General features: G+C 73.3%; 3 protein-coding genes. 1 reads left to right on the plus strand and 2 read right to left on the minus strand.

Features of this window, described 5'->3' with window-relative positions; all coding sequences use genetic code 11:
- Both ACYVE7_RS31010 and ACYVE7_RS31015 read right to left on the minus strand, forming a co-directional pair.
- A partial coding sequence (locus ACYVE7_RS31010; RefSeq protein WP_460369738.1) for an ATP-dependent helicase occupies nucleotides 1-1058 on the minus strand: 1058 nt, incomplete at its 3' end.
- 64 nt (nucleotides 1059-1122) lie between these two features.
- The gene (locus tag ACYVE7_RS31015) at nucleotides 1123-3024 is read right to left on the minus strand and encodes a S8 family serine peptidase (RefSeq protein ID WP_460369739.1); all 1902 of its coding nucleotides are present in this window, start codon (nucleotides 3022-3024) and stop codon (nucleotides 1123-1125) included.
- Nucleotides 3025-3164: 140 nt separating this feature from the next.
- On the opposite strand from ACYVE7_RS31015, the gene ACYVE7_RS31020 reads away from it, so the two are divergent.
- The coding region (locus tag ACYVE7_RS31020; RefSeq protein WP_460369740.1) for a hypothetical protein at nucleotides 3165-3640 on the plus strand (476 nt) is incomplete at its 3' end.

The raw sequence follows: 3640 nt of genomic DNA on the forward strand, positions 1-3640 counted from the left end.
GGGGCGTCCGGCTGCTCCGGGGTGACCAGCGCGCGGTGCTCGACCCTGCCGGGCAGCCGCCGCGCGACCCGTCGCGACGCCTCCACCAGCGGCGCCCCCATCCGGCGGCACACGTTCAGCGCGACGGTCTCGGCGGGCCTTCCGTCGAGGTGCCGGAACCGTTCGGGGAACTCCAGGATCGCCCGGACCTCCGCGCCGCGGAACCCGTAGATCGACTGGTCGGGGTCGCCGACCGCGACCAGGTCGCGGCCGCCGTCGGCGAGCTGGCGGAGCAGGCGTTCCTGGGCGGGGTCGGTGTCCTGGTACTCGTCCACGAAGATCGCGTCGTAGGCTCCGCGTTCCCGCTCCCTGACGTCGGCGTCGAACGCGAGCAGCCCGCCCGCCTCGCGGATGATCTCGGTGTAGTCGTAGGACGGGACGGGGTCGAGATCTTGGCGCTGCCCGTATCTGAGCATGAAACGGGCGATCGCCACCCAGTCGTCCCGGCCCTGGCGGGTGCCCAGTTCGAACAGTTTCTGCGGGTCGATGTCCCGTTCGGCGGCGCGCAGGGTGAAGTCGCGGAGCTCTTCGGCGAACCCCCGCGTGTTGAGCGCGGGCAGCAGCCGTTCCGGCCAGCCTTTCGCCCCGTCCTCGACCTCGCCCGCGAGCAGCCGCCGGAACTCCAGGAGCTGCTCGGGCCCGGTCAGCAGCCGCGGCGGCTCGAGCTCTTCCAGGACGGCCTGCCGTCGCAGCAGCGCCCACGCGTAGGAGTGGAAGGTCAGGGCGAGCGGTGTGGTCGTCGTCACGCCGAGCCGTCCGGTGATCCGGTCCCTGATCTCCTCGGCGGCCTTCCGCGAGAACGTCAGGACGAGCATCCGCTCGGGATCGCCCCCCTCTTCGACCCGCCCGACCACGGATTCGACGATCGTCGTCGTCTTCCCCGTCCCCGGCCCCGCCAGCACCAGCAGCGGCCCCCCGCGATGCGCCACCACCCGCCGCTGCGCCTCGTCCAGCCGTGGCACGTCAACGGCCCCGGTGTTACCACCGCGCCGGACGAGCCGATAGGGAGCACTGGACATCAAAGTAATTAGAGCGGAAGATCCCCCCTCCTCGTGCCACACCACCCCCACCCACCCGACTAATTCACCAGGTGCGCGCCCTCCGGGGGCGGCGGAGGGCTAGGAGGGCGGTGGCGACGGAGGTGGCGAGGGCCAGGAGGGCGGTGAGGGTGCTGGTGAGGAGGAGGTGGGTGTCGTGGTGGACGACGCGGGTGGGGGAAGGGGGGAGGAGAGAGGTTCCCGGGTCGGCGCCCAGGCCGGTGAGGCGGGTGGTGGTGAGGGCGTCGGAGGCTTTCAGGGCGGCCAGGGCGTCGACCTCGCCGAAGCCCAGGGCGGGGCTGTAGCCCGTGGCGGGGCGGTGGGCCGCGCCGGTGATGATGGCCTGGGTGACCAGTGCGGGGGCCAGGGCGGGGTGGCGGGCGCGGATCAGGGCGGCGACGCCTGAGACGAACGCCGTGGCGGGGCTGGTGCCGTCGCCGATCCAGTAGGAGTCGCCGGGGCCCGCGCCGACGATGTCCACGCCCGGCGCCGAGACCACGACGGCGCTGTTCTTGTTGGAGAAACCCGCGTGCTCGTGGGCGGAGTCGACGGCCGCGACCGCGATCACGCCGGGGAACGAAGCCGGAAAGGAGTACGGGGCGTTTCCGGTGCGTTTGGCGGTCTTCGACGCGCCCTCGTTGCCCGCCGCGGCCACCACCACCGCGCCCTTCTGGACGGCGTAGGCGATGGCCTGCCGCTCCGCGGCGGTCGGGACGGGCTTGCCCAGCGACATGTTGATCACGCCGGCGCCGTGGTCGACGGCGTAGCGGATGCCGTCGGCGATGGCCCGGTCGTAGCGGGGCTCGGTGTTGTAGACGGTGAAGCCGGGCTCGGCGTTCTCCAGGATCACCCGCACCGAGAGGATCTTCGCTTCGGGTGCGACGCCCAGGACGCCGTCCGCCCCGTCCGGGCCGTGGCCGTGCCCCGCGATGATCGACGCCATGTTGGTGCCGTGCAGCATCTGCGGTGCGACGCCCGGCGGGTTGGCCCCGGCCGTCAGATCGGGGCCCGCGATGACGGAGCCGGTGAGGTCGGGCTGACCGGGATCGACCCCGGAGTCCAGCACCGCGACGGTGACGCCCGCCCCCTTGCCGAACGCCCACGCCTTCGGGACGTTCAAGTCATTGAGGACGGGCCACTGCCGGTCGCGGACGGCGTCGGCCCGCGCCGGTCCGCCGCCCGCCAGCAGCAGCCCCAACGCCCCCACCACCAGCCCCGCCACCACGACGACCCCGTCCCGCCGCACCTGTGCGAGATCGAGGAGAGAAATGGCCAGGAGGGTGACGGCGAACTCGGTGGGGGTGGCGTGGAGGGCGAACGCGGCCAGGGCGAGGGGGAGCTGGGCGGCGAGGAGGGCGGCGGCGCGGGGGAGGCGGAGCGGGGAGTAGCGGGCGTAGACCGCGGCGAAGACGGTGAAGAAAGTGGCGGCGGCGGTGGCGTACCAGCGCGCCGGGACGCCGTCGAGGAGACCGTAGGAGTAGGCGGCGTAGAGCTCGAGGACGACCAGGAGGAGGCCGACGACGGCGACGGCCTCGGCGGTGGCCTTCAACCGGCGGCGCACCAGCGGCCAGGGCAGGAACAGGGCGAGAGCCGCGGCGGAGCTCAGGATCGTCGCCTTGACGGGCAGTCCAAGACGGCCCCAGCTCACCAGCGTGAACACCAGCGCGGCGACGGCCAGCAGGCCCACGCCCAGAATCAGGAGCAGGTTCCGGACGGCCAGGCCGCTCAGTTCGGCGGTCGGCTCCGGGGTGGCGCGGAGCTCGTACAGCAGGGCGGCGCGGCGGTGGAGCAGGCCGTCGGTCTCGGCGCGCAGCGCTCCCAGCCGGACGTCGATCTGCCGGAGTTCGGCCGCCGGAGCGCCGTCGAGCGGGAGGCGGCAGGCCGGGCAGACCGCCGGTCCCTCGGCGGGGAGCGGTATGAAGCAGCGCGGGCAGCGGGCAACGTCCATGATCTGATCATCCCGCCGGGACGGGCCGGGCACATCCGCTCAGATACTCAGGTCACAGCTCAATTCGGTGGACCGGGCGCGACGCATCCGGGTCGGGAAGATACTCTCTGGCGTCGGCGGGCGGGGGGATCGGAGCTTCGGTGCGGGTGGTTCGGGTGCGCGTCCGGGGCGCGGTGGTGGTCCATGTGCGGGGGCTCGTCGCGGTGGCGCCCAGGATCGACGATCATCACCATGCGTTCCGGGTGGCGTTGGGGCTCGCGGTCCCCGGGGCGCTGCTGCTGGCCGCCGGACGTCCCGATCTGATGATCTACTCGGTCTTCGGGGCGATCACCGGGATGTACGGGCGGGCCGTGGTCCACCGGCGCAGGCTCGTCCAGCAGGCGCAGGCCGGGACGGTGCTGCTCGCGGGCGTCGCGCTCGGGGTGCTCCTGGCCGAGCTGGGCGCGGCGACCTGGGCCCTCGTCGCCACCGAAGTGATCTTCGCGGGGGTGGTGTCGCTCCTCACCGACCGGCTGGGGCTCAAACCGGAAGGGCCGTTCTTCGGGCTGTTCGCGCTCGGCGCGATCGCGAGCGTCCCGGCGGGCCGGGTGGCGCCCGGCGCGGCGGTGGGGATCTG

It is taken from the genome of Actinocorallia lasiicapitis (assembly GCF_054778695.1).

Bases quoted from the DNA above. Each gene is read 5' to 3' on its own strand.
- ACYVE7_RS31015 (WP_460369739.1), bottom strand. From the start codon at position 3,024: ATGGACGTTGCCCGCTGCCCGCGCTGCTTCATACCGCTCCCCGCCGAG.